This window comes from Oleiphilus sp. HI0066, assembly GCF_001635725.1.
In genome coordinates this window covers 1-1,545 of the sequence record NZ_LWFH01001536.1, presented here as the reverse complement: position 1 = coordinate 1,545, position 1,545 = coordinate 1, and the positions used below count along the sequence as shown (strand labels likewise).

The 1,545-nt window shown below is 43.6% G+C and carries 1 protein-coding gene and 1 pseudogene; both read left to right on the top strand.

Going from position 1 to position 1,545, the window contains the following annotated elements:
• The first annotated feature begins 128 nt into the window (after positions 1-128).
• Complete coding sequence (locus A3738_RS23915; RefSeq protein WP_068481215.1) at positions 129-368, top strand: DUF6316 family protein; 240 nt, start codon at positions 129-131, stop codon at positions 366-368.
• 180 nt (positions 369-548) lie between these two features.
• Positions 549-1,545, top strand: a pseudogene (locus A3738_RS23910) (hypothetical protein); the annotation flags it as partial.

Below are 1,545 nucleotides of genomic sequence, written 5' to 3'. Positions count from 1 at the left end.
AGTATAAGAGATAATTCGCGGCACTTGCGGTTCACTTAGATAAGGTTTGTGATTAGTGGCGTGGTATTCGTATTCGTGTTGTTTGATGCCAGCACAGATCAATATCAGGTAGACAAGGAAATATTGCAATGGAGTTTCGTAAAGGAGAAGGCGAAGCGACTTACTTTCGCTCTGAACGCCTTCAAGTTATTGATGGTCAGTATTACATTGCCACACGAGAGGGTGAAGACCTTGGTCCTTTTGGCACGAGAGTTGAGGCAGAGAGAGGCTTAGCGCGCTTTATTGAGGCAATTCAAGATCATGACAATTACAGGTTGGCAAAATCTGCGGCATTAAACGGCGCCTGGGCGACGAATAATTTTCGCTAGTTGGCCGCAACGCATATCATCTGTTGCGAGTTTTTCGGCCAGAATTATCATCCTTTAAAACGTGACGAAGTACTCGCTCTTCCTTATGTATCAACATCTTACTTAAGTTTGTTGGCACAATAGCTAGCAGTATTCAAAAAAGCTTTCGTTTGTATTAACAAAAATAATGACGAGTCAGTGATGAGCGATATTTCAGCTAATTCAGATCCATCTCCAGTTTCATCTTCTCCTTTTTCAAAATTTAAAAAGATATCTCAAGCTATTCTTACAGGAATTATTTTGCTGTTATTGCTCGGCACCATTACATCCGGTACGAGTGAAAATATGCATGCGCAAATGCTTAAACTTGGTGCATATTTGTGGGATGACTATTTTGTGTTGCGAGGCGATCGTCCGATTACGGAGTGTGACCCACAAGAAGACATAGACAGTCGCTTAGATGTTCTAGAGCAAGAGCATATTGCTGAAAATGAAGCGTTTTCACTGTTGGTTGATGATTTTGATAGAGACTCGGCACGAGAGTCATTGGTGCGACAGCTCAGGGTTTGTCAGAAGAAGCATGATGAAGCCGCTATTTACGATCAAAACCTTACTCCTTCAGTTGAGGTATTCCGCTCCTTGGAGCACGTGTTTGCTGACATTAGTTTGTTTGCGATCGCGCATCAGAAGCTGACCTTAATAAGTCTATTAATGCTCGCCACGATTGTGGCAACCGCTAAGCGCAGCCATATTGCTTTTAGAGCGGTTCACCATTTTAAAGATCACTATATTTCGACTACGGCGCAGTTTATTTCTCATGTCGGCCTTGGCGTTTCTGGGTATGCCTTCTACATCGGGTCGTTGAATTCAGGAACCGAAGTGACCAATCCAGAGTTGTTCTTTGCGCTCATGGGAGGCTGTGCGGTGTTGTCTGCGATTAACGTCTATCAGTTCTTCACTCCGCGTCGTGATGAGTTAGAAGAGGGTGGTGGATGGCTGCGCTCCTTACTTACGATTCCAATTCAAACCTTCATGTTACTCGCAGCGTGCTTTCATTTCTTTATTACAGAAGGTCATTTGCCGGGCATCGCTATTTATTTCACGCAGATCTTCCAGCTCACCAATCTTCATTTGGCGATTGGTCTTTATATTCTTGCCGGCATGATGCTAAAAGAAACACTTCTAGGTGCGAAGTTGT

Coding starts and splice junctions, on each gene's coding strand:
- A3738_RS23915 (WP_068481215.1), top strand. CDS start 129: ATGGAGTTTCGTAAAGGAGAAGGCGAAGCGACTTACTTTCGCTCTGAA.